Origin of the sequence: Acinetobacter sp. AG1, from assembly GCF_001005525.1 — a bacterium.
GTDB lineage: Bacteria > Pseudomonadota > Gammaproteobacteria > Pseudomonadales > Moraxellaceae > Acinetobacter > Acinetobacter modestus.
This window is the reverse complement of sequence record NZ_LBMZ01000027.1, coordinates 1-2,507: the sequence shown is the minus strand read 5'-3', so window position 1 is coordinate 2,507 and position 2,507 is coordinate 1. Positions and strand designations below refer to the sequence as shown.

3 protein-coding genes are annotated in these 2,507 nt (G+C 36.8%); 2 read left to right on the top strand and 1 reads right to left on the bottom strand.

Translation table 11 applies throughout. From position 1 onward, the window contains the following. The coding region (locus AAV96_RS18370) for an ESPR domain-containing protein (protein WP_227505809.1) at nt 1-1,041 on the bottom strand (1,041 nt) is incomplete at its 3' end. 272 nt (nt 1,042-1,313) lie between these two features. Between AAV96_RS18370 and AAV96_RS17830 the strand changes: the two genes are divergently transcribed. Continuing rightward, the gene (locus AAV96_RS17830) at nt 1,314-1,649 is read left to right on the top strand and encodes a helix-turn-helix transcriptional regulator (RefSeq protein WP_081399781.1); all 336 of its coding nucleotides are present in this window, start codon (nt 1,314-1,316) and stop codon (nt 1,647-1,649) included. A gap of 72 nt (nt 1,650-1,721) precedes the next feature. Then, nucleotides 1,722-2,321, top strand: coding sequence for a phage tail protein (locus AAV96_RS00255; protein WP_046737858.1), 600 nt, complete (start codon nt 1,722-1,724; stop codon nt 2,319-2,321). Nucleotides 2,322-2,507 lie beyond the last annotated feature (186 nt).

Here is a 2,507-nt window from a genome sequence, read left to right as displayed (position 1 = left end):
GTCACCTTGAGCGCCTGTGGCACCAGTTGCACCAGTTGCGCCCGTAGCGCCTACATCACCTTTATCGCCCTTATCACCTTGAGCTCCTGTTGCACCAGTTGCGCCCGTAGCACCGACATCACCTTTATCACCTTTATCGCCCTTGTCACCTTGAGCACCTGTAGCTCCAGTTGCGCCCGTAGCGCCTACGTCACCTTTATCGCCCTTGTCGCCTTTATCGCCTTTGTCACCTTTTAAAGAGGCTAACCACTGAGTTTGTGTACCAACATATCCACCTACAACTGCAAGTTCATAAGCACTTTTACCATCAGCACCACCGCCTGTTGGTAAACCATCAATTTGGCTTTGTAAACTCGTTAATTTAGTATTTACAGCAGTAAAAGCACTTCCTATATTTGTATAATTTGACCCTTGTATGACATAAGTTGGGCCAGTAAATACACCTCCGCTAAAACCTGCACCACCACCAAAAACATTGGCCAACGAATTTAGTTGGCCAAAATTAACTGCATCATTTGTAGATATACCGTTTGATAGGTTGGTGATCTTATTATTATTGAAGGAAATTGAACCATTTCCAGGATCATTTCCTAATGCCCCCTTAGAGGTAATTCCGCCTGCTCCAACTTTTAAAGTATCCGTGCTAATTGTTACATTTAAATCATCATTCAACAGTTTATTATCGGAAACCAATGTACCTGAAGGTTGATTTAAACAATAAAGCGTTCCCCAATATTGTTGTGAAATAATCGTATTATTCAATGCAGCAGTCGCAATACTCGGATTATTGTTAGAGCCTTGTGCGCCACATGTAATCACTTGCTCAGCAAACACTTGTTGTGAAACCAAACTCATTAAAGATAGACCTGTAGCCACTACCAATGGTTTCAACTTAAATAACTGAATATTACTGGCTATTTTTGATGGTTGTTGCACGCTTCCAGTGACCTGACTCCCCTTACCTGAATTTTTGGTATTTTCTGATACAACGACACAGCACCCTAGAGATTTATTCCAAATTTTTTTAAAGATAAGATTCATACTATTCCCTTCTTTTTGTGAATATAAACACATAAATTAGAGAGTATTTTTAGTAATAAAGAATCATTGAAATTTGGTAGAAAAATAAAAAAATATCGATAAAAAAAACTATTTGGAATAACAAATTTCAATGATGCAAATCATCTTCAACTCACATTTAATAACGTGAAAACAAAACAAGAAAAAATTAAATATTTTTTATCATTAAAAACAAGGATTAAACATGAGTATCTTAGAAAGACTAAGCAAGCGCGAACGTCAAATTTTTTTAAATGTTGGTATACAATTATCGCGTTAAAGAAATATCCATCAAACTACACATCAGTGAACGCACTGTCACAACCCATCAAGAAAATATTTACCAAAAATTAAAAATCCATCACCGTGCCTGCTTAATTCAATTCTGCCCCTATTATTCAGAATTTCTAAACAATCTTACCTCTAGAGAACGCAGCATCGTTCAGCTATTGACCCAAGATCTATGTAGTTCAGATATTGCCGTACAGCTCAATCTAACAATTGAAACCATTTATAGTTATCGCAAATCGATAAATCGAAAATTCAAAGCAATCCAAGAAAAATACGATGTTTTGGGGGTATGCGCCTAACTCAAGATCAATTTTAATGACTTACACAACAATGACTAACAACACTTCTGAAAACTAAAAGGAAAAAATTATATGAGCGCAGATCCATTTGTTGGTGAAATTATTCTTGTTCCGTACAACTTTATCCCTCGCGGCTGGGCTATTTGTAATGGACAATTACTTTCGATCGCACAATACCAAGCATTATTCAGTTTATTAGGTACAACCTATGGTGGAGATGGTGTGAGAACATTTGCATTACCGAATTTAGTAAATCGATTTGCGCTAGGCGTAAATACTAATGCACAGCTTGGTCAGGCGGCTGGTAATAATAGTACGACCATACTAGCGAATAACTTACCACCTCATAACCATGTGATTGCAGCTCAAACTGTTGCAGCAACAGTAACATTTACTCCACAAGCAAGTTCTGCTGGGGGTAATACATCGAGTCCAACAGATGCTATCTGGGCAAATGCGAACGATGCTACCACAGGTGGAACACTTGATACCTTCGCTCAAAACGTAGCCCAACCAGTCAATATGAAAGCAATACAAGGTAGTGCTCAAGTGACCATACCTTTGCAAACCACTTCTAATACAGGTTCTGGGCAACCAATCAATATAACCAACCCATATTTAGGCTTGTATTACATCATTAGCTTGGAAGGCATTTATCCTTCGCGACAATAATTGTATTTTTATCACAATGAATCTAGACATGTTAATTCAAACTAGATTCATTGTACCGAGATAATTATTTGGGGAATACAACGTAAGGCATAAGTTACAGAATATTTTTAAAAGTTAAAATTAAAGTAATTTTTAGGTGAATTATAGTATAAAAATCAGATATTAAAAAATATAGATTAATAATAA